At 64.3% G+C, this 26,667-nt stretch carries 21 protein-coding genes and 2 tRNA genes; 13 read left to right on the forward strand and 10 right to left on the reverse strand.

The window, feature by feature from the left end; all coding sequences use genetic code 11:
- The first annotated feature begins 9 nt into the window (after positions 1-9).
- The gene (locus tag LPB04_RS10390; protein ID WP_193688592.1) at positions 10-1,614 is read left to right on the forward strand and encodes a DHA2 family efflux MFS transporter permease subunit; all 1,605 of its coding nucleotides are present in this window, start codon (positions 10-12) and stop codon (positions 1,612-1,614) included.
- A gap of 30 nt (positions 1,615-1,644) precedes the next feature.
- Positions 1,645-3,117 carry an efflux transporter outer membrane subunit gene (locus LPB04_RS10395; RefSeq protein WP_193688593.1) on the forward strand — a complete coding sequence of 491 codons (1,473 nt, stop codon included), beginning with the start codon at positions 1,645-1,647 and terminating at the stop codon, positions 3,115-3,117.
- Between the two features lie 49 nt (positions 3,118-3,166).
- On the opposite strand, the gene LPB04_RS10400 is transcribed toward LPB04_RS10395, so the two are convergent.
- A complete protein-coding gene (locus LPB04_RS10400) occupies positions 3,167-3,706 on the reverse strand; it encodes an REP-associated tyrosine transposase (RefSeq protein WP_193688594.1) in 540 nt (179 codons plus the stop codon).
- A gap of 196 nt (positions 3,707-3,902) precedes the next feature.
- On the opposite strand from LPB04_RS10400, the gene LPB04_RS10405 reads away from it, so the two are divergent.
- The 7 genes from LPB04_RS10405 (at position 3,903) to LPB04_RS10435 (ending at position 12,867) form a co-directional block, all read left to right on the forward strand.
- Positions 3,903-5,636, forward strand: a complete 1,734-nt coding sequence (locus tag LPB04_RS10405) for a dipeptidyl-peptidase 3 family protein (RefSeq protein WP_193688595.1) — start codon at positions 3,903-3,905, stop codon at positions 5,634-5,636.
- Positions 5,637-5,806: 170 nt separating this feature from the next.
- Positions 5,807-7,435 (forward strand): methyl-accepting chemotaxis protein, encoded by a 1,629-nt coding sequence (locus LPB04_RS10410; protein ID WP_193688596.1) that lies wholly within the window; start codon positions 5,807-5,809, stop codon positions 7,433-7,435.
- 85 nt (positions 7,436-7,520) lie between these two features.
- Positions 7,521-8,201 carry a hypothetical protein gene (locus LPB04_RS10415; protein ID WP_193688597.1) on the forward strand — a complete coding sequence of 227 codons (681 nt, stop codon included), beginning with the start codon at positions 7,521-7,523 and terminating at the stop codon, positions 8,199-8,201.
- Between the two features lie 121 nt (positions 8,202-8,322).
- A complete protein-coding gene (locus LPB04_RS24290; protein ID WP_193688598.1) occupies positions 8,323-9,441 on the forward strand; it encodes a BON domain-containing protein in 1,119 nt (372 codons plus the stop codon).
- 168 nt (positions 9,442-9,609) lie between these two features.
- Positions 9,610-10,446, forward strand: a complete 837-nt coding sequence (locus LPB04_RS10425; protein ID WP_227496696.1) for an HDOD domain-containing protein — start codon at positions 9,610-9,612, stop codon at positions 10,444-10,446.
- A gap of 207 nt (positions 10,447-10,653) precedes the next feature.
- Entirely contained in the window at positions 10,654-12,096 is a 1,443-nt protein-coding gene (locus LPB04_RS10430; RefSeq protein ID WP_193688600.1) for an NfeD family protein, read from the forward strand.
- 9 nt (positions 12,097-12,105) lie between these two features.
- On the forward strand, positions 12,106-12,867 hold the full coding sequence (locus tag LPB04_RS10435) for a slipin family protein (protein WP_193688601.1): 762 nt from the start codon (positions 12,106-12,108) through the stop codon (positions 12,865-12,867).
- On the opposite strand, the gene LPB04_RS10440 is transcribed toward LPB04_RS10435, so the two are convergent.
- The 6 genes from LPB04_RS10440 to LPB04_RS10465 all read right to left on the reverse strand — a co-directional run bounded on the left by LPB04_RS10440 (position 12,864) and on the right by LPB04_RS10465 (position 17,058).
- Positions 12,864-14,072, reverse strand: a complete 1,209-nt coding sequence (locus LPB04_RS10440) for an MFS transporter (protein ID WP_193688602.1) — start codon at positions 14,070-14,072, stop codon at positions 12,864-12,866. The genes LPB04_RS10435 and LPB04_RS10440 overlap by 4 nt on opposite strands.
- A gap of 108 nt (positions 14,073-14,180) precedes the next feature.
- Positions 14,181-14,783, reverse strand: a complete 603-nt coding sequence (locus tag LPB04_RS10445; RefSeq protein WP_193688603.1) for a rhomboid family intramembrane serine protease — start codon at positions 14,781-14,783, stop codon at positions 14,181-14,183.
- The gene (gene rhlP / locus LPB04_RS10450) at positions 14,776-15,582 is read right to left on the reverse strand and encodes a rhombotarget lipoprotein (protein WP_227496697.1); all 807 of its coding nucleotides are present in this window, start codon (positions 15,580-15,582) and stop codon (positions 14,776-14,778) included. The genes LPB04_RS10445 and rhlP overlap by 8 nt, the downstream gene beginning before the upstream one ends.
- A gap of 135 nt (positions 15,583-15,717) precedes the next feature.
- Positions 15,718-16,314: an IMPACT family protein gene (locus tag LPB04_RS10455; RefSeq protein WP_193688605.1), complete on the reverse strand. Its 597-nt coding sequence runs from the start codon at positions 16,312-16,314 to the stop codon at positions 15,718-15,720.
- A gap of 65 nt (positions 16,315-16,379) precedes the next feature.
- Positions 16,380-16,455: transfer RNA gene (locus LPB04_RS10460), tRNA-Lys, on the reverse strand.
- An 87-nt stretch (positions 16,456-16,542) separates the two neighbouring features.
- Positions 16,543-17,058 carry a hypothetical protein gene (locus LPB04_RS10465; protein WP_227496698.1) on the reverse strand — a complete coding sequence of 172 codons (516 nt, stop codon included), beginning with the start codon at positions 17,056-17,058 and terminating at the stop codon, positions 16,543-16,545.
- 216 nt (positions 17,059-17,274) lie between these two features.
- Here LPB04_RS10465 and LPB04_RS10470 point away from each other — a divergent pair, with 216 nt between their 5' ends.
- Genes LPB04_RS10470 through LPB04_RS10485 form a run of 4 tightly spaced genes read left to right on the forward strand, consistent with a single transcriptional unit; the run spans position 17,275 to position 23,743 of the window.
- Positions 17,275-20,103: a type VI secretion system Vgr family protein gene (locus LPB04_RS10470; protein WP_193688606.1), complete on the forward strand. Its 2,829-nt coding sequence runs from the start codon at positions 17,275-17,277 to the stop codon at positions 20,101-20,103.
- 1 nt (position 20,104) lies between these two features.
- The gene (locus LPB04_RS10475) at positions 20,105-20,908 is read left to right on the forward strand and encodes a DUF4123 domain-containing protein (RefSeq protein ID WP_193688607.1); all 804 of its coding nucleotides are present in this window, start codon (positions 20,105-20,107) and stop codon (positions 20,906-20,908) included.
- A 10-nt stretch (positions 20,909-20,918) separates the two neighbouring features.
- Positions 20,919-21,656 carry a DUF3304 domain-containing protein gene (locus LPB04_RS10480; protein WP_193688608.1) on the forward strand — a complete coding sequence of 246 codons (738 nt, stop codon included), beginning with the start codon at positions 20,919-20,921 and terminating at the stop codon, positions 21,654-21,656.
- Positions 21,653-23,743, forward strand: coding sequence for a phospholipase effector Tle1 domain-containing protein (locus tag LPB04_RS10485; protein WP_193688609.1), 2,091 nt, complete (start codon positions 21,653-21,655; stop codon positions 23,741-23,743). Before LPB04_RS10480 ends, LPB04_RS10485 begins: the two co-directional genes overlap by 4 nt.
- A gap of 99 nt (positions 23,744-23,842) precedes the next feature.
- Here LPB04_RS10485 and LPB04_RS10490 read toward each other — a convergent pair.
- From LPB04_RS10490 to LPB04_RS10500, 3 genes are all read right to left on the reverse strand, one after another.
- A tRNA-Lys gene (locus LPB04_RS10490) sits at positions 23,843-23,918 on the reverse strand.
- A gap of 59 nt (positions 23,919-23,977) precedes the next feature.
- Positions 23,978-25,801, reverse strand: a complete 1,824-nt coding sequence (locus LPB04_RS10495; RefSeq protein WP_193688610.1) for a GspE/PulE family protein — start codon at positions 25,799-25,801, stop codon at positions 23,978-23,980.
- 17 nt (positions 25,802-25,818) lie between these two features.
- Positions 25,819-26,601: a spermine/spermidine synthase domain-containing protein gene (locus tag LPB04_RS10500; protein WP_193688611.1), complete on the reverse strand. Its 783-nt coding sequence runs from the start codon at positions 26,599-26,601 to the stop codon at positions 25,819-25,821.
- Positions 26,602-26,667 lie beyond the last annotated feature (66 nt).

Genomic DNA, 26,667 nt, shown 5'->3' on the forward strand with positions numbered 1-26,667 from the left:
GGCGGCTTCATGACGAGTACGACCAAGCCCGCGCCCGCGGTCTTCCCGGGCGCACCCGCCGCCGGCGCGCGCGTCGATGCGCGCACCTGGATCGCGGTCGCCGCCGGCATGCTGGGCGCCTTCATGGCGGTGCTCGACATCCAGATCACCAACTCCTCGCTGCGCGACATCCTGGGCACGCTCTCGGCGACCCAGGAAGAGGGCTCCTGGATCTCGACCGCCTACCTGTGCGCCGAGATCGTCGTGATCCCGATGACGGCGCTGTTCGGGCGCGCCTTCGGCGTGCGCCGCTACATGATCGGCACTACCTCCCTCTTCCTCGTGTTCTCGACCCTGTGCGGCGCGGCCTGGAACTTGGAGAGCATGATCGTCTTCCGCATGCTGCAGGGTTTCACCGGCGGCGCCCTGATCCCGATGGCGATGACCCTCGTGATGACGCGCCTGCCCAGTTCCAAGCGCGCGGTCGGCATGGCGATCTTCGGCCTCACGGCGACCCTGGCCCCGGCCATGGGCCCGACCTTGGGCGGCTACCTGTCCGAGATCTACGGCTGGCCGTCGATCTTCTACATCAACTGGGTGCCGGGCGTGCTGCTGATCGCCGGCATGATCTATGGCCTGGACCGCGAACCGTCGCAGATCAGGACCCTGGTCAACGCCGACTGGCTCGGCATCGGCCTGATGGCGCTCGGTCTCGGCTGCCTGACCATCTTCCTGGAAGAGGGCAATTCGAAGGATTGGTTCGATTCCGAATTCATCATCACCTTCGCGGCGCTGGCGCTGGTCGGCATCCTCGGCTGGGTGGCGACGAGTTTTACGCGCCAGCAGTCCTTCGTGAACCTGCGCCTGTACGGCCAGCGTAACTTCCTGATCGCGACCGTGCTGTCGGCCGTCACCGGCATGGGCCTGTATGGCTCCTCTTATCTGCTGCCGCTGTACCTGGGACAGATCGCCGGCTACACGCCGATGCAGATCGGCGAAGTGATCGCCTGGGTCGGCCTGCCGCAGCTGATCGTGATGCCGTTTGCGGCGGCCTTGTCGTCAAAGGTCGACAACCGCATCATGTGCAGCTTCGGTTTGCTGCTGTTCGGCGGCTCCTGCCTGATGAATGCCTACATGGACGCCACCACCGGCTACGACCAGCTGATGATCACCCAGATCGTGCGCGCGATCGGCCAGCCCTTCGTGATGCTGACGCTGTCGAATTTCGCGATGAACGGCATCGCGCCGAAGGACATGCCCTCGGCCTCGAGCCTGTTCAACATGACGCGCAACCTGGGCGGCTCGGTCGGTATCGCAATGCTGGCGACCTCGCTCACCAACCGCGAGCATTTTCATTCCGCGCGCCTCGGCGAGTCGGTGTCGACCTATGCGGCGCCGACCCAGGAACGTATCGACCAGATGACGCAAGCGTTTGTCGCCAGCGGTATCGATCCGGCTACCGCGGCCAACCAGGCACTGGCCGCGCTCGACCGCATCGTGCGGCGCGAAGCCTATGTGATGGCCTATAACGACGGCTTCTTTATCGTCGGCGCGATCCTGATCGGCTGCATCGCCATGGTCTGGCTCGCCGACAAGGTCAAATCCCCCGGCGGTGCCGGCGGTGGCGGTCACTGATTTCATTGAATTGAAGAGATGAGAAAAACGATGTTCGATTCCTTTGCCAAGCTGTTTCCGCAACGTGCGCTGGCGGTCGGCGTGAGCGCCGCGCTGGCCCTGATGGTCAGCGGCTGTTCCACCATCGGGCCCAATTTCGTGGCCCCGAAAGCGGTCGAGGCGCCGGCTTACCGCCATGCCGAACCGGCTGTCGTTTCCGATGCAGCGCGCCTGCCGGCCCACTGGTGGACCGTGTTCAACGACGCCACCCTGAGCGGCCTGGAAGAGCGCGCCCTGCGCGACAATCCGGGCGCGAAAGCCGCGGCGCAGCGCCTGCTGCAGGCGCAGGCCCAGCTCGGCGTGCTGCGCGCAGGCCAGGCGCCGAACGTGTCGGTGAATGCCGGCGTGTCGAATTCGCGCACCTCGGCCGAGACTTCGCAGGCGCTGGCCCTGGGCGGGCGTTCGATCGAAGGCAACAACTTCTCGGTGGGCGCGGCGCTGTCGTACGAGCTCGATATCTGGGGCCGCGTGCGCCGTGTGATCGAAGCGGCCGACGCCCAGGCCCTCGCCGCCCAGGACGACCGCGACGGCGTGCTGCTGATGCTCTCGAGCCAGGTGGCGCAGAGCTACTGGCAGCTGCGTGGCCTGGATGCCGAACAGGCGATCCTGGCGAACGCGCTGGGCGCCCGGCGCGAAGCGCAGGAACTGGTCGAGGCGCGTTTCGACGCGGGCCTCACCAACGAACTCGATGTCTCGCGCGCCCGCGTCGAGCGCGCGAACGCCGAAGCCGACCTGCACGAGGTGCAGCGCCAGCGCAACGCGGTCGAGCACGCGCTGGCGGTGCTGGTCGGCACCTCGCCGAGCACGCCGCTGCTGCCGGTCGCGGCGAAACCGGCACTGCCGCTGCCGCCATCGATCCCGGTCGGCCTGCCGGCCAGCCTGCTGGCGCAGCGCCCGGACCTGGCGGCCAGCGTCGCCAACCTGCGCGCGGCGAATGCGCAAGTCGGCGTGGCCGAGGGCATGTTCTATCCGTCGGTGAGCCTGACCAGCAATTTCGGCTATGCCTCGCAATCGCTGCGCGACCTGGCCGGCGGCAGCGCGCGCCAGTTCTCGATCGGGCCGCTGGCCCTGTCGCTGCCGGTCTTCGACGGCGGCCGCAATCGAGCCAACCTGGACCTGTACAAGGCGCGCTACGAGGAAGCGGTGGCGAACCACGAGAACCGTTTATTGACCGCACTGCGCGAAGTCGAAGACGCCTTGTCGGATGCGCAGCAACGCCAGAAGCAGGGCGACGTGCAGGCCCAGGCCCAGAAAGCGGCCGCGCGTGCGCTGCTGGTGGCGCAGGCGCGTTACGAGCGCGGCATCTCGACCTACCTGGATGTCACCGACGCCCAGCGCAGCGCCCTGGCCGCGGACCGCGCCGCCGCGCAGATCCGTACCCAGCGTCTGCTGGCTTCCGTGGCGGTGGCGCGTGCGCTTGGCGGCGGCTGGACGCAGGCGCCCGCGCTGGCGACGGTGCGCTGACGTAGCGTGGGCATGCCCACGCGTTACGTGTGCATGCCCACCCGACCGCTCAATCCAACTGCAACGTGCGCGCCTCCGCCGTCCCGCCCCAATCCTGGGCATACACCCCATTCCGCACATACCGGTGAAACGTCGAATGCTCCCACTCGGCGACGTTCAACACGAACCCATGCTTCACCGGATTGAAATGCACGTAATCCATATGCCGTTCGAAATCGACATCATTGCGAATCTGGTGCTCCCAGAAGCGCCGCTGCCAGATCGTCGATTCATTACGTTTTTTCGTTGATCGTTTCAAGAGAGCCGGATCGTGCAGCGTCTCGCGGCACACATTCGAGACGTAACGCTTGATCTCGCCCCATCGCCGCCCATAATCAAAGTCCCGCTCGGGCAGCGTCCAGATGCAGTGCATATGGTTCGGCATCAGAACCCAGGCGTCGATGGTAAAGGGACGCGCGACGCGGACGGTGGTGATCGATTGCCGAAGGGCGGCGCGAAACCCGGGGTCGCAGAAGATCGGCCGGCGCTGGAAAGCGACGACAGTGAAGAAATAGGTGGGGCCTGCCTGGAGACGACGGTAGCGTGTCATGGTTCGGCATCGTAATTGGACAGTACGTTTCCCTGATGCGTCAGCGCAAACGTGCACGCGTATGGCCGCGAAATTCGAACGGTGTCCGCGTGGGCATGCCCACCCTACGGTGCACCACCATGTCGTCCAAAACGCCAATTCGGTTCCTTCACCGTATTACAATCGCTTGCTTGTATTCAAAATATAAAGGGGACACATGAAACACCTTCTCGCACCACTCGTGCTGGCCATCGCTGCCGGCGCCGTCACGGCAGCCGAGGCGCCTGCCGCCAAGCCACATGCGGCGACTGTCGCCGAACTGAACGCCATGGCGAAACGCTTCGCCCCGGTCGACCTGCGCGCCGAGACGGCCGGGCTGTCGAAAGGCGACCGCGCGGCGATCGGCAAATTGATCGAGGCGGCGAAGATCGTCGACACCCTGCAGTTGCGCCAGCGCTGGGCCGGCAACGAGGCGCTGTGGGCGGCGCTGCAGAAGGACAGTTCTCCGCTGGGCAAGGCGCGCCAGCGTTACTTCTGGCTGAACAAGGGCCCGTGGTCCATCATCGACGGCAACGCCTCCTTCATGCCGCCCGAGTACGCCGGCATCAAGATCCCGGCGCGCAAACCCGACGGCGCCAATTTCTATCCGGCCGGCGCCAGCAAGGAAGCCCTGGAGACCTGGATGAACGGCCTGTCCGCGAAGGACAAGGAAGCAGCGCAGTGGTTCTTCACCGTGATCCGCAGCGACGGCGCGGGGAAATTCCGCAGCGTGCCGTATTCCGAGGAATACAAGACCGAACTCACCCAGCTGGCCAAGCTGCTGCGCGATGCCGCCGCCAGCACGGACAACGCCTCGCTGAAAAAATTCCTGCTGCTGCGCGCCGACGCCTTCCTGTCGAACGATTACCTGGCCTCCGATTTCGCCTGGATGGACCTCGACTCGCCGGTCGACATCACCATCGGACCGTATGAGACCTATAACGACGAACTGTTCGGCTACAAGGCGGCCTTCGAAGCCTATGTCAACGTGCGCGATCCGAAAGAGACGCAGAAGCTGAACTTCTTCGGCAAGCACATGCAGGAGCTGGAAGACAACCTGCCGGTGGATAAACAGTACCGCAATCCGAAGGTCGGGGCGATGGCGCCGATGGTGGTCGTCAACCAGGTCTACGGCGCGGGCGACGGCAACATGGGCGTGCAGACGGCCGCCTACAACCTGCCGAACGACGAGCGCATCATCCGCGAACGCGGCTCGAAGCGCGTGATGCTCAAAAATATCCAGGAAGCGAAGTTCGAATCGACCCTGAAGCCGATCACGAAACTGGTCCTGCGCCCGCAAGACCAGAAAGACCTCGATTTCGATTCCTTCTTCACCCACATCCTGGCGCATGAAATCACGCACGGCCTGGGTCCGCACCACACGCAGCAGGGCGGCAAGGAATCGACGCCGCGCCAGGACCTGAAGGAAGCCTATTCGACGATCGAGGAAGCGAAAGCGGACGTCACCGGACTGTGGGCCCTGAGCTACATGATGGACAAGGGCCAGCTGAAGGACACGCTGGGGCAGGGAGAGCAGGCCGAACGCAAGCTCTACAACACCTTCCTCGCCTCGTGCTTCCGCACGCTGCACTTCGGCCTGACGGATTCGCACGCGCGCGGCATGGCGATCCAGGTGAACTACCTGCTCGACAAGGGCGCCTTCGTCTCGCACGGCGACGGCACGTTCTCGGTCGACTTTAAAAAAATCAGGCAGGGCGTGATCGATCTCGACCGCGAATTCCTCACCATCGAGGCGCTCGGGGACTACGCGCGCGCCAAGGCGCTGATGGAGAAGTATGTCGTCATCCGCCCGGACGTGCAGAAGGCGCTCGACAAGATGAAAGCGGTGCCGAACGACATTCGCCCGGCCTTTGTGACGGCCACTGCATTGACGGCGCAAGGGCAGCGATAAGCAACATGTCGGATAAATCCATCATTTTGACCAGGTTTTGACCCGGAGCTTAAGGTAAATTTGACGAAATCGCATGGAACTCTGCTATAGTTTCGCTAAATTTCCGCCTGGCAATAAATAGCCTGCGGCGCGACCGGAGCGTCCTTCCGGCTGACCTTGAGCGAGCTTCCATGTTTTCTTCGAAAATGACGATCGGCGTCCGTCTGGCGCTGGGCTTCGGCGCCGTCCTGGCGCTGATGATGGTGCTGACGGCGCTGGCGGTAAGCCGCGTCGGCAACATCGATGCCACCCTGAACCGTATCAATGACGTCAACAACGTCAAGCAGCGTCACGCCATCAATTTCCGCGGCAGCGTGCACGACCGCGCGATCGCGCTGCGCGACGTGGTACTGGCCGGCGACAATGCCGCCGCCCAGCCGGCGATCGAACAGATCCGCGTGCTGGCCGCCAATTACGAGCGTGCCGGCACGGCCCTCGACGCCCTGTTCGCCACCCGCACCGACATCCTCGCCGACGAAAAGACCGCGCTGGCCGCGATCAAGGAAGACGAGCGCAAGACCCAGCCGCTGATCGCGAAAGTCACCGAGCTGCGCCTGGCGGGCGACCTCGACGGTGCACGCACCCTGCTGGCGCACAGCGCGGCCCCGGCCTTCGTGTCCTGGCTGGCCAGCGTGAACCGCCTGATCGACCTCGAAGAGCAACTGAACAAGGATGCGGCCGGGGAAGCACGCGCCTTGTCCGGCAGTTTCTTCGCCTGGATGATGGGGCTGTGCGCGATTGCCGTGGCCGCAGGCAGCCTGGGCGCCTGGTTCATCAGCCGCGGCCTGCTGCGCCAGCTCGGCGGCCAGCCGGGCTACGCCGCCGACATCGTGCGCAGCATCGCCGCCGGCAAGCTCGACGTGCAGATCGCCACCGCGCCGGGCGACCGCTCGAGCCTGCTGTTCGCGATGGCCGGCATGCGCGACAGCCTGGTCGACATCGTTTCCCAGGTGCGCAGCGGCACCCTGACGATTGCCGAGGCCTCGACCGGGATCGCGGCCGGCAACCAGGACTTGTCGAACCGTACCGACAACCAGACCCGCACGCTGCAGGACACCGCCGCCTCGATGGGCGAACTGACCGGCACCGTGCGCCAGAACGCCGACAATGCACGCCAGGCGAATGCCCTGGCCGAGTCGGCGTCGAGCGTGGCCCTGAAAGGCGGTGCGGTGGTCGCGCAGGTGGTCGAGACCATGGCCTCGATCAACGCCTCGTCCAAACAGATCGTCGACATCATCGGCGTGATCGACGGCATCGCCTTCCAGACCAACATCCTGGCGCTGAACGCCGCGGTGGAGGCGGCGCGTGCCGGCGAGCAGGGACGCGGGTTTGCCGTCGTCGCCACCGAGGTGCGCAACCTGGCCCAGCGTTCGGCTGCGGCAGCGAAAGAAATCAAGACCCTGATCGGCAGCTCGGTCGAGCGCGTCGACGCCGGCGCCCGCCTGGTCGACGAGGCCGGCAGCACGATGGACGAGATCGTCACCAGCGTGAAACGCGTGACCGACATCATGGCCGAGATCAGCGCGGCCAGCGCCGAACAGAGCGCCGGCATCGAGCAGGTCAACAGCGCCATTGGCCGGATGGACGAGGCGACCCGCCAGAACGCCGCCCTGGTCGAGCAGGCCAGCGCGGCCGCCGCTTCGCTGCAGGATGAGGCGGCGACGCTGGCGGACGTGGTCAGTGTCTTCAAAATGGCACAGCAGGGCAGCGAGACTGTGGCGTCCATGCCGCAACGAGCGCGCCTGGCGTTGTCGGTTTGAACAGGGACAAAAATATTTCTGCGCGGGAAGATATTCTGGGTTCTAGAATTGCCTTGAAGCATTTCGTCGAACCCGGATGTGTCCCATGTTTAAATCCTTGTTGTCCCTCGCGCTGCTCGCCGGCGCAAGCGCCCAGGCTGCCGAACTGACGGCGCTCGAAACGCGCTGGTTACAGGCGGCCTCTCCCGTCCTCGTGTATTCCCAAACTTTAAAACTGCCGATCGACATCATCGTCCAGCCGCAGGCACGCGCCACCGACGTGCCGCTGGCGATGGGTTACGACGGCGGCCGCTGCAAACTGGTCTTGTCGCTGCGCGGCAATCCGCAGGCCGAGGCCGTTTTCGCGGGCGTCGCCGAGGAGAGCCAGGGCGAGCTGATCGAGGCGATGGCGGCGCACGAGATCGCCCATTGCTGGCGTCATGCACAGGGCGCCTGGAATGCGCTGCCGGCGGGCTTCGTGGAAGTCGGCGAAGAAATGGCCAGCGACGGCTCCCTGCTGGCGATCGCGCGCGCCCTGCGCGAATCGCGCCGCGAGGAAGCCTATGCCGACCTGGCGGCGCTGGCCTGGATCCGCCACAGCCATCCCGGCGCCTATGGCCGCGTGCACGGCTGGCTGGCGCAAGTGCGCGCCGGGCAGACGCCGCGCGGCGGACACGATACCCGGGCCTGGGTCGCGCTGGCGCAGGATGGCAGCCGCTTCGGCAAGGCCGACGCCCCGTTCGAAGACGCGGCACCCCTGTGGCGCGAGGGCTTGCTGAAAGACTGATCCGCTTGGCTGCGTACCCGCGTTTTATGGTTTTTTCGACAAGTGTTCGTTGTCGCACAGATGTCATGGGGTAGGGCGCGTTTAATGACGCTTTCACAACAACCTACCCAGGGACACCGCCATGAAAACCTTGCTCGCCACTCTGCTGGCCACCGCAGCCGGCGCTACTTTCGCCGCTGCCCCGACTGCCGCCCTGAACCACGATCCTGCGACCTATCGCAACGTGAGCCAGAAGGCCGCCACCGAGTACAAAGCCGCTACCGCCAAGTGCGATACCCGGAGCGGCAACGACAAGGATGTCTGCATGGCCGAGGCGAAAGCCGCACGCGCGCGCACCGAATCGGATGCCATCGCCAAGTACAACAATTCCGAAAAAGGCCGCGCCAGCGCCCGCAACAAGGTCGCCGAGGCCGACTATGAAGTAGCGAAAGCCAAATGCGACGCCAAGAGCGGCGCCGACAAGGACAGCTGCATGGATAACGCCAAGTCGGTGCGCACCGCTGCGCTGGCCGACGCCAAGGCCGGCCGCGAGGGCTCGGGCGCCGTCGGCGCCAGCGGCAGCGCCGGCCTGGTCGCCAGCACCGACACCAAGGATCCAGCGAAAGCCGCCGCGGTCGCCAAGTGCGAACAGGTTGCCGGCAATGCGAACACCGGTTGCCTGGTCGACAGCAAGGGCAATGTGACGACGATGGCCGGCCGTGCCGAGAACGCCACCGAGCGCGCCGCCGACAACACCCGTGCCGCCACCGCGACCGCGGTCGACAAGACCAAAGCCGTCGCCTCGACCGTTGCCGAGAAGACCAAGGAAGTCGCCTCGACCGTGGTCGACAAGACCAAGGCCGTTGCCTCGACCGTGGCACAGAAGACCGAAAACGCGGCCGAGAACGTCGGCGACAAGTCCCGCCAGGCTGCCGCCAACGCGAAGGAAAACACGAAGGATGCAGCAGCGACCGCTGCCGTGAAGACCGATAACGCGACCGACCGCGCCGCCGACAAGACCCGCGACGCCGGCCGCACCACCGCCGTTGCCGCATCCGACACGGCATTGACCACCAAGGTGAAGGCGAACCTGCTGGCGCAGCCGGAACTGAAATCGCTGGGCATCCACGTCGAAACCGAGAAGGGCGTCGTCATGCTGAGCGGCTTCGTCGAATCGAAGGCCGAAGCGGACAAGGCAGTCAAGGCCGCCAAGGAAACCGAAGGCGTGCACAGCGTGAAGAGCGCGATCAAGGTCAAGTAAGCAGGGCGCCGGTCCTGCACCGGTTTCCCCTGTGCCGCTTCAGCAGCGCGCGCAGCCGTCGACGATGGCTGCGCGCGTTTGTCGTATGCAAGCCGCATTCCCGGCACCTGCGGCTGCCGGGCGCCGTGTAAACACATGGCCCGGCAGAGGGGCGGTTATAATTTTCAAGTGAACAAACTCGAAGCCTTCGGATACATCGTGGCGCAAGCCTCGCGCGGTGATATCACTTTCCCTACCAGCGTCAATGCCGTGCTGCGCCTGCAGCAGGCGCTCGACGATCCCGATTGTCCGCTCGACGAGGCGATCCGGCTCGTGCTGGCAGAACCGCAACTGGCCGCGCGCACCGTCGCGCTGGCCAATTCCGCCGCCTTCAGCGGCGGCGGCGCCTCCGTGACGAACGTGCGCGCCGCCGTCACCCGCATGGGCTACCGGCGCCTGCAGGCGCTCGTCGCCAGCCTGGTGGTGCGCCAGTTCGGCAGCCGCATCAAGGACCCCGGCCTGCGCGCCAAGGCCGAGCAGCTCTGGGAACACACGACCCACGTGGCCGCGCTGGCCTGGTCGCTGGCGCGCCACGTCACCGGCGTCAATCCCGATACGGCCCTGTTCGCGGGCATCATCCACGAGGTCGGCGGCTTTTACCTGCTCTCGCGCGCCGACGAATTCCCCGGCCTGCTGGACGACGATCCGGAAAAATGGGGAGAACTGTGCGAGGACGTGGTCAGCCTCGAAGTCCTGAAAAAGCTCGCGGTCCCAGCTACGGTGGCCGACGCCATCGGTGCCTTGCGCCGCGCCTGGATCAACATGCCGCCCTCGACCCTGCTCGACACGCTGCTGCTGGCGAACGGCTATGCCCCGGTCGTGTCGCCGCTCGGCGCGGCGCTGCCGGCCATGGCGGAACATGCCGACAGCGCCCTCGATTTCGTTATCGACGAAGACTTGCTGGACATGATCCGTGCCGAGGCGCTGGAAACCTGCAAGGCGATGGGCGGGCCGCTGCTGGTCTAGCGTGCCTTGCTTGCGGCCCTCGTCGAATCGCGCGAAAATCAAGCTGAAGAATCGGCCTGAAGCGGCAATGCCGAGGCCTGCACGCGAACTGAGCTGTCGCGTCATGCGCCTGTCGTAGCGCGCCGTCAAACCCGGGCACGAGGGCGGGAACCTGGGCCGAAGCCAGCCGTTCTAACCGCAAGGAGATGTTCTCCACGCGGAGGAAGCGTGAATCGTCAGCCGGCAGATGTGTCGTCAAGAATCGGTCAGCATCCGCTGTGGGCGACGCTATGCCTGCTGTTCTTGCTGTTCTTGCTGGCGGTGCCGGCTGCACCGGGCGCCAATGCCGCTCCTTCCGCCAGCCTGCTGACTGTCGACGGGCCGATCGGTCCCGCCTATGCCGACTACATCGAACGCGGCATCGCCGGCGCCGCGGCGCGCGGCGACCGCCTCGTCATCCTCCAACTCGACACGCCGGGCGGCCTCGACACCTCGATGCGCATCATCGTGCGCGCCATTCTGGCCGCGCCGCTGCCGGTCGCCTGTTTCGTCGCCCCGAGCGGCGCCCGCGCCGCCAGCGCCGGCACCTATATCCTGTACGCCTGCCATATCGCGGCGATGGCGCCCGGCACCAACCTCGGCGCGGCCACGCCGGTGCAGGTCGGCGCCGGTCCGGGGCCGCCGGGCGGCGCGCCATCCGATGCCGGCAAGCCTGCCGAGCCCTCGGCCATGGAGCACAAGGCGGTCAACGATGCCGCCGCTTACCTGCGCGGGCTGGCGCAGCTGCGCGGACGCAATGCGGTCTGGGCCGAGGCGGCGGTGCGCCAGTCGGTCAGCCTGTCCGCGGAGGATGCGCTGGCGGCCAAGGTGGTCGACATCGTCGCACGAGACGTGCCTGGCCTGCTGGCGCAGGCGAACGGACGCGTTGTCGGCGTGGGCGGCCGGCCCTGGCGCGTGGACGTGGCCGGCGCGGCGGTCGTCGAGCTGCCGCCCGACTGGCGCACGCGCCTGCTGGCGACCATCACCCATCCGAGCGTGGCCCTGATCCTGCTGTCGGTCGGCGTGTATGGCCTGCTGTTCGAGTTCATGAGCCCAGGGGCCGTGCTGCCGGGCGTGGCCGGAGCCATCTGCCTGCTGCTCGGCCTGTACGGCTTGCAGCTATTGCCGATCAATTATTCAGGGCTGGCGCTGATCTTCTTCGGCCTCGCCTGCATGCTGGCCGAAGCCTTCCTGCCGAGCTTTGGCGTGATCGGCTTCGGCGGCGTGATCGCCTTCGTGATCGGTGCCTTGCTGCTGTTCGACACCGAGGCGCCGGGTTTTGGACTACCGCTGGGCCTGGTGGCCAGCATCGGCATCGTGGCGGCCTTGCTGGTCGGCGCCACCGCCCAGGTCGCGCTGCGCACGCGGCGCCGGCCGCGGCCCGGGGCGCTGGGCGCGCTCGAAGGCAGCTTCGGCGAAATGCTGGGCGACGCCGCGCGCGAAGGCTGGGCGAATGTGGGCGGCGAGACCTGGCAGGTGGTGGCCGACACGCCCTTGCGGCAGGGCGAACGGGTGCGGGTGCTCGGCCGGCGCGGACGCGTGCTGCTGGTGGCCCCGCTCGATCTTTCTGCACATCCTGCGGCCCCGGGGCGCGGTCCGCCCGCCAAGGACGCGCCCGCCAATGGTCACTAGGAGAACCTCATGCTGTTCGAATTCAGTTTCGGCTTGTCCCTGCTGGTCGTCGTGGTGCTGGTCCTGTTCGCCATGTCGGTGCGCGTGCTGCGCGAGTATGAACGCGGCGTCGTGTTCCAGCTGGGGCGCTTCTGGGCAGTGAAGGGACCGGGCCTGATCCTCTTGATCCCGGTGCTGCAGCAGATGGTGCGGGTCGACCTGCGCACCGTCGTGCTCGACGTGCCGAAGCAGGACGTGATCTCGCGCGACAACGTGTCGGTGAAAGTGAATGCGGTGCTGTATTTTCGCGTCGTCGATCCGGAACGCGCCATCATCCAGGTGGCCAATTTCATGGAAGCGACCAGCCAGCTGGCCCAGACGACGCTGCGTTCGGTGCTCGGCAAGCACGAGCTCGACGACATGCTGGCCGAACGCGAACGCCTCAACATCGATATCCAGAAAGTGCTCGACGCCCAGACCGATGCCTGGGGCATCAAGGTCGCCAATGTCGAGATCAAGCACGTCGACCTCGACGAATCGATGATCCGCGCGATCGCCCGCCAGGCCGAGGCCGAACGCGAGCGGCGCGCGAAAGTCATTCACGCCGAAGGGGAACTGCAGGCCTCGGAAAAGCTGATGCAGGCGGCCGAAGTGCTGGCCCGGCAGCAGGGCGCGATGCAGCTGCGCTACCTGCAGACCCTGTCCACGCTGGCCAGCGACAAGACGGCAACCATCGTCTTTCCGCTGCCGATGGACTTGCTGTCGAACCTGATGAGGAGAGGGGAGGGCTAGACGGCTTCGCGGGCGCGTTCCACCCTGGCCTGGCGTGCCTGCGGCGGCTGGGACGCTTGCGCACGGCGCATTGCCAGCATTGCCAGCGACAGCAGGACACCGGTGAAGGCCAGGCCTGCAGCCACCCATTGGGGCGCGGCATAGGAGTAGCCAAGCGTCAGGGGAATACCGCCGAGGAAGGCGCCGGTGGCATTCCCGATATTAAAACCCGACTGGCCGAGCGAGGAGCCGAGCATCTCCGCTTCGCGCGAATGGTCGATCAGGAGCATCTGGATCGGCGGCCCCATCGCCAGCGCATTCGCGCCGGTGGCAAAGGCCAGCACCAGCATGGCCGTTTGCGAAGTGGCGAACAGGCCGTTCATCAACAGCAAGGCGGTCATCGTCGTGAGCAGGATGACGATGGCGCGGATCGGTGCGAAGCGGTCGGCCAGCTTGCCGCCCGCGGTCACGCCGACCGTCATGCCGACGCCGACGACGGTCATGATCATCGGGATCTGGCCCGGCGCGAAGCGCGACAGCTCGGTCAGCAGCGGGGCGATATAGCTGAACCAGGCGAAGAAACCGCCGGTGCCGATCGAAGTGATGGCCAGCGCCATCCACAGGCCGGGCTTGCGGAAAATCCTGAGGTCCTTGCGCAAGCCCGCGCTCGGGCGTGCTTCGATGAAGGGCACCAGCTGGCGCAGGGCGAGAGCCGTCAGCAGGCCGATCGCGGCCACGACCAGGAACACCAGGCGCCAGCTCATGTTGTGGCCAAGCCAGGTGCCCAGCGGGACGCCGGCGACATTCGCCAGCGTCAGGCCGGTGAACATGGTCGCCATCGCAGCGGCCACTTTGCCCTCGTCGGCCAGGCGGCTGGCGACGACGGCGCCCACGCCGAAGAAAGCGCCATGCGGCAAGCCGGCCAGGAAGCGCGACACCAGCATCAGGCCATAATTCGGCGCCAGCGCGGAGAGGGCATTGAACACGGCGAACATCAGCATGAACCAGATCAGTACGGTACGCGGCGGCCGTTTGGCCAGCAGGCTGACCAGGGTCGGCGCACCGACCACGACGCCGAGCGCATAGGCGGTAATCAGGTAGCCGGCTTGCGGGATCGTGACCTGCAGGCCGCCGGCGATATCGGGGAGGATGCCCATCATGACGAATTCGGTCATGCCAATGCCGAAGCCGCCAAGGGCCAGCGGGAGCAAGCTTTTCTTGATCAAAATAAAGTGTCTTTACAGTAGTGACACCGGCCGGGCGCCATGCCGGGCCGAGTGGAACCGGCCACTATAGACCGCCAGGCTTTCCGAGTCTGCTTTCCGCTTGTGATGTCAGGTATTCGATGCCCTGATAGCGCTAGCTGCACGCCAGCCGGGCAGCAGCGCGCACGCCGCGCCAAGCAGATGCCCCTGCCAGGCGACGGCGACGGTCGGCGGCAGGCCGGCCGCGCTCCATCCCGCACCGATGGCTTGCGCGGCCGTCGACGCGGCGCAGGCCAGGCCGCCTGCCAGCAGGGCGGGACGCCAGCGTCCGGCCAGCGGCCAGAGGGCGATGCCCGCGGCCAGCGCGACGGTGGCGGCAAGCGCCGAAGCACCGCGGTATTCCACCAGGCCGGGCACGGCGAACAGCGCCAGCGAGATCAGGGGAGCAACCAGCAGCAATTGGCGCAGCAGGCGCCGCATGCCCAGGCCGCGTTCGAGGAGGGAGCTGCCGGCGAACAGCACGACCGCGTCGAACAGGGCGTGCTGCCATCCGAAATGCACCAGGTGGCCGGTCCACAGGCGCCACCACTGGCCGGCGAGGATCGCATCGCGCTCCCAGGCCAGCGCCGCGATGGCCGATTCCGGCAGGCAAGCCAGCAACAGGCAGGCGAGCGCCAGGCCGGCCGCCGCGCGCTCGCGTCCAGGCCCGCGCTCCGGTCCGTCCTCAGGCACGCCGCCTCGCATGGCCCAGCCACAACAGGCCCAGCGCGCCCAGCGCAGCCAGCCAGCCGGCGCTGCCGCCGCCCTTGTAGCCCGCCTTGTTCGCGACTTTAAATTGCGGATCGGACTTGACGCGTTCGCGGAAGCGGCCCAGCTCGCCCTGCAATTGCGGAATCAATTGTTCGACCGCCTGGGCATAGCCCTGCGACTGGGCGGCGCGCGCCTGTTCGGTGAACCCGGCCCAGGTCGCGGAACCCTTGACCTGGCTGGTGCCCGGCGCCCGGAACAGCAGCTTGCGGCTTTTGACGTCGAACACGGCGGCGTCGAGCAGGGTCTGGACGTCGTAGCGGTCGCCCTGGATCAGATAGGCGCCGACGACGGTCCAGTACAGGACAGCGGCCGCATTCGTGTCGTTGAAGCGGACCTGGTCGTAGGACAGCAGCGCGACGACTTCGACGTCGAACATGCGCGCGACCTGGTCCAGGTTGTCGAAGGCGCCGCCCGGGCGCAGGTAGGAGGTCGGGATGAGTTCGATCTTGCCGATGTAGGCGTGCGCGGAGAAGGCCGCCTTGACGCGCTCGAGCAGCTGCATTCTTTCCGCTTCCGACACAGCCGTGTTGCGGCCACTTCCCGGCACAAAGGCGATGCCGACCCGCACCGGCGGACGCAGTTCGGTGACGGTCGGCGTCATCTCCGGCGCCGCCGTCGCTTTCGGATACAGGAAGTCGACCAGGCTGCCGGCCTGGCGCGTACTGCGCAGCGAAGTCGAGGCGCAGCCGCCGATGGCTGCAGCCAGGAAAATGAGAAGCAAAGTCCGAAAGAGTCGCATGGGCCACCTGTGTCGTTAACAAAGTGGAACGCATGGTGGCACGGAGCGGGATGCACTTGAAGCGCCGGCGCCCGAGTAGCGTTGAACGCGCCGCGCGGTATTGCCGGACGACCTTTTTCAAGCCTCGTCGTCGCCGAGCCAGACGACACGGCCGTGTCCCGCCTCGTTCAGGCGCGCAACCAGCGCCGGCGCATCGGCCTCGGCCAGGCTGAAGGCAAACACGACGGCATCGCCATGGCTGACCTCGAGCAGGGTAGCCTTGGCGGCATCGAGTTCGCGCCGGATCATGCCCTCGAAGGCGTAAGGCGCCGTGCAGCGCAGCTGGGTGTGGCGCACGATGGCGACCTTGTCGGCCTGCAGCAGGGCCTGGGCCACGCTGTCGGTGTAGGCCCGCACCAGGCCGCCGGCGCCAAGCTTGATGCCGCCGAAATAGCGCACGACGGTGGCAAGTACCCCTTCCAGGTCCTGGTGGCGCAGCACGTCGAGCATCGGCCGTCCGGCCGTACCGCTGGGCTCGCCATCGTCGACGGCGGCCGACTGGCCCCCGGCCAGCAGCGCCCAGCACACGTGCGCCGCTTGCGGATGCTGGGCGCGCAGGCCGGCCACCACCGCCTGGGCACTGGCGCGGTCCGTCATCGGCTGCACGCAGGCGATGAAACGGCTCTTCTTGATGATCAGTTCGTGGTGGACGGGAGAGGTCAGGGTCTGGCGCATGGGCGCTGCTCCGAACGCGGAAACAAAAACGCCAACCGTGAAGGTTGGCGTTTTCGCTGAATCTTTGGTAGGCCGTGCGGGATTCGAACCTGCGACCAACGGATTAAAAGTCCGCTGCTCTACCAGCTGAGCTAACGACCCGAAGAAGGCAAGATTATAGCCGGACTCTTGCGAATGTCCAAGAATTTCCTGCGACACCGTGCATAAAGACCCGTTACGACCTGAAAATCAGGTTTCCACGTGCTCGTCTTCCTTCTGCGCTTCGTGCATGGCTGCCGGTTCGAGCTTTTCGGCTTCGACGTTCGCCCGTACAAACACACCCCAGCACGCCAGCAGGATCGCTGCGGCAACCCCAATCGACGCAACGTGCGGCAGCAGCTCGGGCTTGGTGTGCAGGAACTGGAACACGCCGACCAGGCATTCGACCCCGAGCGACACCACCACCACGATCAGGAAGCGCGACAGGAAGCGGCGCAGGCGAGTCGGCGAGCTCACGTGTACCGCACGCTGTACTTCTTCCTCCAGCACCGTCTGGCCCAGTTCGAGGGCGGCCACCGCAATCGTCAGCAAGCCGATGCATTCCAGGATCAGCCGGAAGCGGTCCTGTACCGACTGCTCGTCGCCCGGACGCAGGGCCGACCAGATCTCCATGGCGCCGAGGACGATGAGCGACAAGCCGCAGACGAAGAAGAGCAGGGCGATCAATATGAATCCGCCGGTGGCGATCTTTTGCAAATATTTCACGGTGAACCTTCTGTCTGAATATGTGGAAACTTTAGCATCATTCGGCGCCACGCTTCCGTTCGGCAGGAGCTGGAGGACAGCACCGGGTGTTGCCAAATCAACGCGTCCATCGAGCGCCATGACGCGCCGCAAACGTCCTCATCAGTGACGCTTGTATCGTGGCAACGACCGCGATTTTCCTTGTTATCGCTCATGCATGAGGAGGTTCAACATCCAATGACTACTGCGCTGGTACGACAGGTCACCGCTGCCTTGGCGGAGTTTGCAAGTGGCAGCCGCTTGTACGCCTTATCGATTGGCGACGGCGAGGCCGGATCGGGCCTGGACAGCCTGCTGGTCGAAGCCTTCTGCGCCAGCGAGGCCGTGCAGGAAATCGGCTGGCGCGACGTGATCGTCCTGTCGACCAGCGCCCATCTCGACCCGGCTGCGCTGCTGGGACAGCCGGCGGCGCTCGACATCAGCCTGGCAGACGGCACCCGCAGCCGTTTCGGCGGCGAGCTCAACGAGGTCGTCATGCTCGGCAGCGACGGCGGCCTGGCGCGCTACCGGCTGCGGATTGTGCCCTGGCTCTGGCGCCTGGGACAGGTGAGGAACAGCCGGGTATGGCAAGACCGCAGCGTCGTCGAGATCGTCGATGCGGTCCTGAAAGACTATCTGCCGCTCGCGCGCTGGCGCTGGAGCGAGGAAACCAGTCCCTACATGGCGCAGGCCGTGCCGCGCAGCTATTGTTGCCAGTACCGGGAGACCGATCTCGCCTTCGTCGAGCGGCTGCTGGCGGAGGAGGGGCTGGGCTGGCGCTACGAACAGGGTGAACAAGGTGCCGGCATCGTCCTGTTCGCCGACAGCACCGATCCGGCCGCCGTGCCGCCCGACGCCAGCAGCGAAGCCGGCGGCGCCGTGCGCTTCCATGGCGTGCGTTCCGTCGAAGCGAGCGATACGGTGCAAGCGCTGGCGGCGCAGCGCCGCCTGCACGCTTCCCTGACGACCGTGCTCAGCTACGACTACAAGGCCAGGCAGCTCGTCACCGGCAGCTCGCCGGGGCGCAGCCGCCAGGGCAGGGAGCTCCCCGCTCTGGAATCGTATGACGTGCCGGGCCAGTACGCCTACGCCAACCGCGAACAGGCGCGGCGCCATGCCGACCTGCAGATGGAGAGGCAGGAAGCGCGTGCGGCCCTGTGGCAGGGCCGCTCCACGGTGCGCACCCTGCGGGCGGGTACGCGCCTGGCGATCAGCGGCATGCCGCTCGGCCGCTTCGGGGACACGGCCGCGTTGACGGTGCTGCGGGTGACCAGCGTCGGCGTCAACAATATGCCCCCGCCCGCGCAGCACGCGTTGGCCGAACTGTTCGGGCCGATTCCCGACCTGCTGGAAGAGATGGCAGCGCGCGACCTTCCTCCCGACTTCGCGCTCGCCCTCGCCCAGGCACGCGCCACCGGCTACGCCAACTGCTTCGAGGCCATTCCTGCCGATGTGCCCTGGCGCCCGGTCCAGGAAAACAGCGACGGCCGCCAGCGTGCCCGTCCGACCGCACACGGCGCACAAAGCGCCATTGTCATCGGCGCCGACGGCAGCGACCAGCCGAACGGCGCCGACGAGCTGTACTGCGACCGCCTGGGACGGATTCGGATCCGCTACCACTGGCAGGACAGTGACCGGGCGAGCTGCTGGGTGCGCGTCGCGCAACGCTCGGCCGGCGGCGGCATGGGCTGCCAGTTCCTGCCGCGCATCGGGCAGGAAGTGATGGTGCAATTCCTCGAGAACGACATCGACCGCCCGATCGTCGTCGGCGCCCTCTATAACGGGCAAGGGGAAGGCGGGATCGCACCGACGCCGGGCGGCATCGGGGTTGCTGAGCCGAAGGCGCCTTTTGATCGCGCACACGACCACGCGTCTTCCGCCCAAGGCAACCTTGCGGGCGGCAACAGCCCGGTCTGGCACGGCGCCTCGGGCGACAGCGGCGGCCACCGCAACGGCGCCGCCCAGTGGGGCATCCGCAGCAAGGAATTCGGCGGCGCCGGCTACAACCAGCTGCTGTTCGACGATACGGACGGGCAGGGGCGGGTCCAGCTTCGCAGCACCCATGCTGCAAGCGAATTAAACCTCGGCCATCTGATCCACGCTGCCGACAACTACCGCGGCAGCTTTCGCGGCACGGGCGCCGAACTGCGCACCGATGCCTACGGCGCGGTACGGGCGGGCGCGGGCCTGCTGATCACGAGCTACAAGATCGCGCACAGCGCCGCCGCGCGCGACCCGGCCGGCGAGGCTGCCGGCGCAATCGCCATGTTGTCCCAGGCAACAAAACTGGCCGAGTCCTTCAGCTCGGCGGCGCAGACGCACCAGACGGTGGCACTGGCCGGCCACGTCGGCGCCGCTAAAGCCAACACCAGTGTGCTCGACGACAAGGCCGCCCCGCTCAAGGCCATGCTGAGGAGTGCTTCGGGCATGTCGGGCAAGGACAGCTTCGGTGCCGGCGATGCCAGGCTCCCGCACTTCAGCGATCCGCTGATCGCCATCGCCGCGAAGGATGGCTTAGGCGCGAGCGCCGGGCAAAGCCTGCAACTGGCGAACGGCGAAACCGTGACCGTCATGAGCGGCCAGGACACGCAATTCGTCACCGGCGGCCAGATGCGGGTTCACTCCGGACAGGCAATCGGCGTACTTGGCGGGGCGGTGAAAGCGGGCGAGGGCGGCGTCGGGCTGCAGCTGATCACGGCGAAAGACGCCATCGACATCCAGGCGCAGGCCGATGCGCTGAAAGTGCAGGCACGCGACGAGATCAACGTGATCAGCGCGAATGCGCATATCGACTGGGCCGCGGCGAAGCGGATCAGTTTATCGACGGCCGGCGGCGCAAATATCACGATCGAGAGCGGGAATATTACGGTGCAGTGTCCGGGGAAGATCAAGGTGCATGCGGGGAAGAAGAGTTTCACAGGGCCGGCAAAGCTCGGCTACGACCTTCCCGCAATGCCGAGCAGTATCTGCATCGCCTGCCTGAAGAAATCGCTCGAAGCAGGTCCAGCGTTCACGATGGTGGAATGACATGCTGATTGATCCGTTTAATGAAAAATTCCTCGACGAGCTCGATATGCGCGCAGCAGAGATGGCCGCTCCAAACAAGCTCTATCTGCTGATCGACGGCGCATTCGTTCCCGGCCTGCACAAGACACTTGCTTCCGAGGTGAAATCCCTTTTGTTTGCTTATCTGCCGGGCTTTAACGACGAGACCGCGGATGCGTCACCGTTCTTGACGCCATACGTCACGCAGGACAAACCGATGCGCAGACTACTTCGGCGCTGCAGCGGATGGCCCATGCTGAGCCTGATTGAAACACCCGAATCGCTTGTCGAACTCTCAGCGCGTTTGTCGGCATGGTGCGTGGTCGAAGCAGACGGTCAGCGCTTCAATTTCCGGTTTCCGGACACTCGTCGCTTGCCAACAATTTATCAAACGCTCGATGCTACACAGCGCGCGAAATTCGCAGGACCAGCCAGACGCTGGTCTTACGTAGGTCGAGAAGGCGCCTGGGCTGAATTCGATGTGACCGCTGCCAATGCAGAACCCGCTGACAATCCGGCCTTAAGTGAGCGGCAGTTTGCCGCGCTTGTCGACGATAGCCGCGCTGACGAATTGCTGGCGCTGTTCAGCGACTGGGGATATGAGCTCGGCAAACGTCCTTCGGTAAGTCATGCATGCGTAGCGGCCGCCCTTCATGTTGCTGTCTCAGTCAAGCTGCCTGAGGACGACGTGTTGCCATGGTGTACGTGGTTCTGGAAACACGCCAAGTCACACCACGACTCCGCCGCCACCGTTGCATTTCAGACATGGCAAACACTTCTTTACTGAAGGAATAAAAATGATCCGATCGCTTCTGGTGCCGGCATGCTTGCTCGGCGCGCTTCTACTTTCCGCCTGTGAAAAGCCAACGGTGAGCGTCAACTTGCACGGGGTGAACTACACCGGCGAGACGTTCAGTTATGTAGTGATGGACCCGGTGATCCCAGATCAAGGCAGCGGTGGTGAGCTGATTGATCCCTTCGGAGCAGGTGGAACGATGTGCTGCGCTACGCTCCCGCGCGAATGGCGACCTGGAATCAAGCTCACGGTCCGTACAACGCATTGGCTGAAGGCGCGCCCCGACGGGAGCCTGCCTGAGATCAAACAATCCCATATTGTCGAGGTGCCGAAGTATGTTGACGGCAAGCCAGGCGAACTCTGGGTTTTACGCAACGCGGACGGAAGTGTCAGCGTCGTGTCCAGCGATTTGCAACCGGATCATGCGCAATGGCCCGGAAAGATAAAAGGGTGGCCGGTGCCCTCGATTGAATACCAACGTGAGAGGTGGGAACTATTTCGTAAGCATGAGGCAGACGGAGTTAAATCGTATTTATCTGCGCTGGAACAGATGAAAGAGAATCCTGACAAGCAGGCTCGCGAAGCTTGGGAAGTTACAAAACAATATTACCCATCCGATCTCGTAGGATTTTCTGGGCCTGACGATCCAAAGTATCGCGATTCGCTAAGAAAAGAATACGAAGAAGGACTCGCGCGCAGCCGAGTATGGTTAAAAAATATTATGGACGAAAAGCCATGAGCGCCCTTCTGGCACCCCAGCTTGGTCCTGAACTAAGTGCTGCTACCGAGGTTGAAAAATTCTTCGGTACTGAAGTGCTTAATAAAATTCGAAAAAAATTCGAGCTGAGAGAGCATCCAATACTTGGCGCTCCGGGAAAATCCTGCGAAACTAATTTATTCTTCGGATTCTTTTTCGACGGAACAAAGAATAATTACATTCAAGCTGACACGGCAAGAAATCACTCGAACGTCGCTCGCTTGTATGATTGCTACCCGGGCTTGAGCGTCCCTGGTGTACTACCGAAATCAACTGACTGGCAGCACAAGCCCGAAAAGTACACGCACTTTTTCAAAGTATATGTGCCTGGCGTTGCCTCGCCATTTAGCCAAGTGGGCGATACGGGTGACGGCGCTCAACTTACGGCAGGCAGTGCATCCGGGGCCTTTGGAGAGCGGCGGATCATCTGGGCTCTGATACAAGCCATCAATAACGTTCACCGATACTTCCTGAGAACTCCACTCGTCACACCAGAAGAGACAGATCTCCTGGTTCGACGCATTGTGCTCAACAAGTTCGCCCGCGCGATGATGACAAATCCTGGAGCTGCTTACAACGCCACCGCCAATAATCAGGTGAATATGCGCGCGCGACAAGCATTTAGGAATATCCTTCTGCGACTCAAGACTGCCATTGCACAACATCGCCCAGATCCAAAAACCAGGAAGCCGCTTAAAGTTGATCCAGCCATCGTAAAGACGATTTACGTATCGACGTTTGGCTTCTCGAGAGGAGCAACAGAGTCTCGCGCCTTCGTCAATTGGTTGCAATCACTGTGCAGACTGGATGCCGAGGTCCACGGCAACAATGCACAGATGTCGTTAGGCGGTTTTAATGTTGAGTTCGATTTCCTTGGTGTATTCGACACCGTCGCGTCGGTAGGTGCAGGTAACACGCTCGGAAACACGTTCGCGGGGAAATTTTTGGATGGTCATGGCGCATGGGCCGATACAGAGGACAGCTTGCGTATTCCCCCGGGTCTAAAATGTCTGCACTTGGTCGCAGCACACGATTTACGACGCAGTTTTCCAGTCGACTCAATTTCCGTGGGCGGAAATTTGCCGGCAGGTTGCGAGGAGATCGTTGTCCCAGGCGTGCACTCGGATATTGGGTGCGGCTACAGTCCCGGCGAACAGGGGAAAGGGATCCATCCGAATGGCGACGACATGCTGTCACGTATTCCGTTACTAATGATGTACAAAGCAGCGCGCATCAATGGCGTGCCGCTCAAACTCGAGACTGCGAATCCAACCGCGAAATTGCGGTTCGGCCTCAAGCCCGCGACGATTCAAGCGTTCAATGCCTACATCGAAACTTGCAAAGAGATTCAGGGCCCAATCCACCGGATCATGCGTGAACAGGCACGTAAGCAAATCGAGTGGCGCCTGATGCGGCGCATAACGTCCCAGACGCCACTGCAGAAAACGTCGAGTTTCCTGCGCGCGTCCACGTTTGACCAAAACGATCTCCTAAGCGCCGGGCAGGAATTCGAGCAGGAAATCGAAGCCTTCAAGGTGTGGCGAAGGGAGAAAGGTGCTGCCTTCCGTCCAGCCCAACAAAAAGCTGGATTTGATAATGAGCACTTGGCCGAATGGGAAGAAATTGCAACGTGGTGGCAGGAAGCGCCTCGACCAGTAGAGGCGGTCGTAACCTTCTTCGATCACTATGTCCATGACTCCCGCGCTGCGTTCAAGCTCATCCCTGGTAATCCTGATAACGCAAAGGATATGCAAAAAATGCTTGCCGAATGGGTGAAAGAACGGAAGGGAAGCAGGCTGTGGGAAGGGCTGGACGAGAACGAAAAGCGTGCAGCGGATGCGTATGCGAAAACCGGGAAAATTCCACCTATGCGGACTAGCGGAAGGGAGCCCTTCGATTCCTCATGGAAGAGCTACGGTATATCTGGAAAGGCTGGCTACCTGAGATTCCGTAAAATCTACGGCGGTGAGGATTCTGTACTGCTCTCATCTCTTTCTGCCGATGACCCCGCCTTGCGTCCGCCAAGTGTGACTGCCCAGAACGGAGAAAACGACCAGGCGACCGCATAGCTTGCCAGACGGTTCGGCAAGTTTAATCAGTACGAAACAAGCTAAAACAAAAAAGGCGCCATGATCACTCATGACGCCTTCATTGTTACAGCAAATTCGTGGTAGGCCGTGCGGGATTCGAACCTGCGACCAACGGATTAAAAGTCCGCTGCTCTACCAGCTGAGCTAACGACCCGAAAGAGGCAGCATTATAGCCGGCGATTTGCGTTTGCGCTAGTGCCAACTGGCGAAGCCCTAGGAAACCGACAACGCCGCCGTCACCTTCAGCACTTCCTCGGCCGTCGTCGCGCCCTCGATGATCTTCATCGCGCCGGCGATGCGCAGCGGCTTCATGCCGTCAAGGATGCTCTGCTGGCGCAACCCAGCCAGGTCGGCCGCGTCCCCGATGCGGCGCGTGAATTCATCGGAGACCGTCAGCAATTCATACAGCCCGGTCCTGCCGCGATAGCCCGTCTGGCGGCATTCGGGACAGCCGATGGGACGATAGACCGTCGCCGGCTTCGGCAAGTTCCACGCACCGCCCAGGCTTTGCCAGACGTCGTCGCTCAGCTCGCCATTCGGGGCCTTGCAGTCCGGGCACAGGGTGCGCACCAGGCGCTGGGCCATGACGCCGATCAGCGTCGCTTCCAGCAGGTAATCGGGCACGCCCAGTTCCAGCAGGCGCATCACGGCCGATGGGGCGTCGTTGGTGTGCAGCGTCGAGAGCACGAGGTGGCCGGTCAGCGCCGCCTGGATCGCCATCTCGGCGGTGGCCAGGTCCCGGATCTCGCCGACCATGATGATGTCCGGGTCCTGGCGCATCAGGGCGCGCACGCCGTCCGCGAAGGAGAGGTCGATGCCGGGTTGCACCTGCATCTGGTTGAACGAGGCTTCGACCATCTCGATCGGATCCTCCACTGTGCAGACATTGACTTCGTTCGTCGCCAGCGCTTTCAGGGTCGTGTACAGCGTCGTCGTCTTGCCGGAACCCGTCGGTCCGGTGACGAGGATGATGCCGTGCGGACGGTTCGTCAGCGCATCCCAGCGTGCGGCGTCGTCCGGCGGAAAGCCGAGTTCGGGCAGGGTCTTGACGACCACTTCCGGATCGAAAACACGCATCACCAGTTTTTCGCCGAAAGCGGTCGGCATGGTCGACAGGCGCAGCTCGACTTCCTGGCCGGCGGCGGTACGGGTCTTGATGCGGCCGTCCTGGGGGCGGCGCTTTTCGATGACGTCCATCCGGCCCAGCAGCTTGATGCGCGCCGTCATCGCCAGCATCACGGCGGCGGGTACCTGGTAGACCTGGTGCAGCACGCCGTCGATGCGGAAACGGATGACCGCGATGTCGCGCTTCGGCTCGAGGTGGATGTCCGACGCGCGTTGCTCGAAGGCGTAGCTCCATAGCCAGTCGACGATGTTGACGATGTGCTGGTCGTTCGCGTCGAACTGTTTGTTGGCCTTGCCCAGTTCGACCAGTTGCTCGAAGTTGCTGCGCAGTGCGAGATCCTGGGCGCTGGTCTTGCTGGCGTCGCGGATGGATTTCGCCAGGCTGAAGAACTGGGAAATGTATTGCGCGATATCGAGTGGGTTCGCCAGCACCAGTTCGATGCGGCGGCGCGCCACCTTGGCGATCTCGGCTTCCCATTCGGTGGCGAACGGGTCGGCGGTGGCCACCGTCAGCGTCGTCGCGCTGATGTCGAGCGGCAGGATGTTAAAGCGTGCCGCATAGCTGGCCGACATCACGTCGGCCACCTTGGTGAAATCGATTTTTAATGGATCGATGCGGATGAAGGGCAGGCCGACCTTCGCCGCGCACCATTCGCTCAAGACGTCGAGCGTCAGCAGGCGGTGCGGCGGCTGATGCGAGAGCAGCTTGCACTGGGCGACGGCGGTCAGCGGGTGCATCGAACCGACCGCGTTCTTCAGGATGGCCTGGGCTTGGGCGAACTGCGCCTTCACCTTGTCTTTCTCGATAATGCCATCAGCCAGCAGCCACGAGAAAATGGCTTGCAGGTCGAGCCGGCGTGGCCGTGCGGGACTGCGGGGGAGGGAAGCGGATTGCGGTGCGTTGGCGTTCATGTTCCCTCGTTTCGCTGTTACCGGGATGCCTCGATACCCTTGACCCACGACTTGGCCGGCAACTTGGTGGCGGCGACAATCTGCGCCGCGCGTGCAGCCAGCGCCGCGTTGTCGAGTGCCGGCCGGGTCTTGAAGCACAGTGCGACGACGTTCCCGTCATGCACTTCCGGCAGGCAGATCACGTGGTCGAACGCGAACTTCATCGCCTTGATGTTCTTGTTGTAGCTCGGGTGGTCGCCGAACAGGTTGACCGTCATGATGCCCTGGTCCGTCAGGCAGTCGTTGCAGGCGGCGTAGAACTCGGGCGTGTCGAGCACGGGGCCGCGCGCGGTGGCGTCGTACAAGTCGCACTGCAGCACGTCGAAACGGCCGTGATGCTCCGGATCCTCGACGAAATCGAGCGCGTCCATTTCCAGGATCTGCAGGCGCTCGTCCTGCGGCGGCAGCTTGAACATCGTGTTGCAGATCGCGATGACCGACGGATTGAGTTCGACGGCCGTGACCTGCGCTTCAGGGAACTGGCGGTAGCAGTATTTGGTGAGCGTGGCCGAGCCCAGGCCGAGCTGGACGATGTGACGGGGAGAATCGAGGAACAGCATCCAGGCCATCATCTGCTGGGCGTACTCGAGTTCCGGCCAGTCGGGCTTGCGGATGCGCATGGCGCCTTGCACCCATTCGGTGCCGAAGTGGAGATAGCGAACGCCGTCCTGTTCGGACAGCGTCACGGGTGCGAATTTGGGTTTGCGCGCGGGGCGGCGCGAGGATTCGGCTTGTTCGATGGACTTGCGTTTGATGAGCATAGGGCGACCTGGTTGAATCGTCCTATTATCGGGGGAGGGGTTCCCGCTGCGCAAGCGCAACGGGAA

Source organism: Massilia litorea, from assembly GCF_015101885.1.
GTDB lineage: Bacteria > Pseudomonadota > Gammaproteobacteria > Burkholderiales > Burkholderiaceae_D > Telluria > Telluria litorea.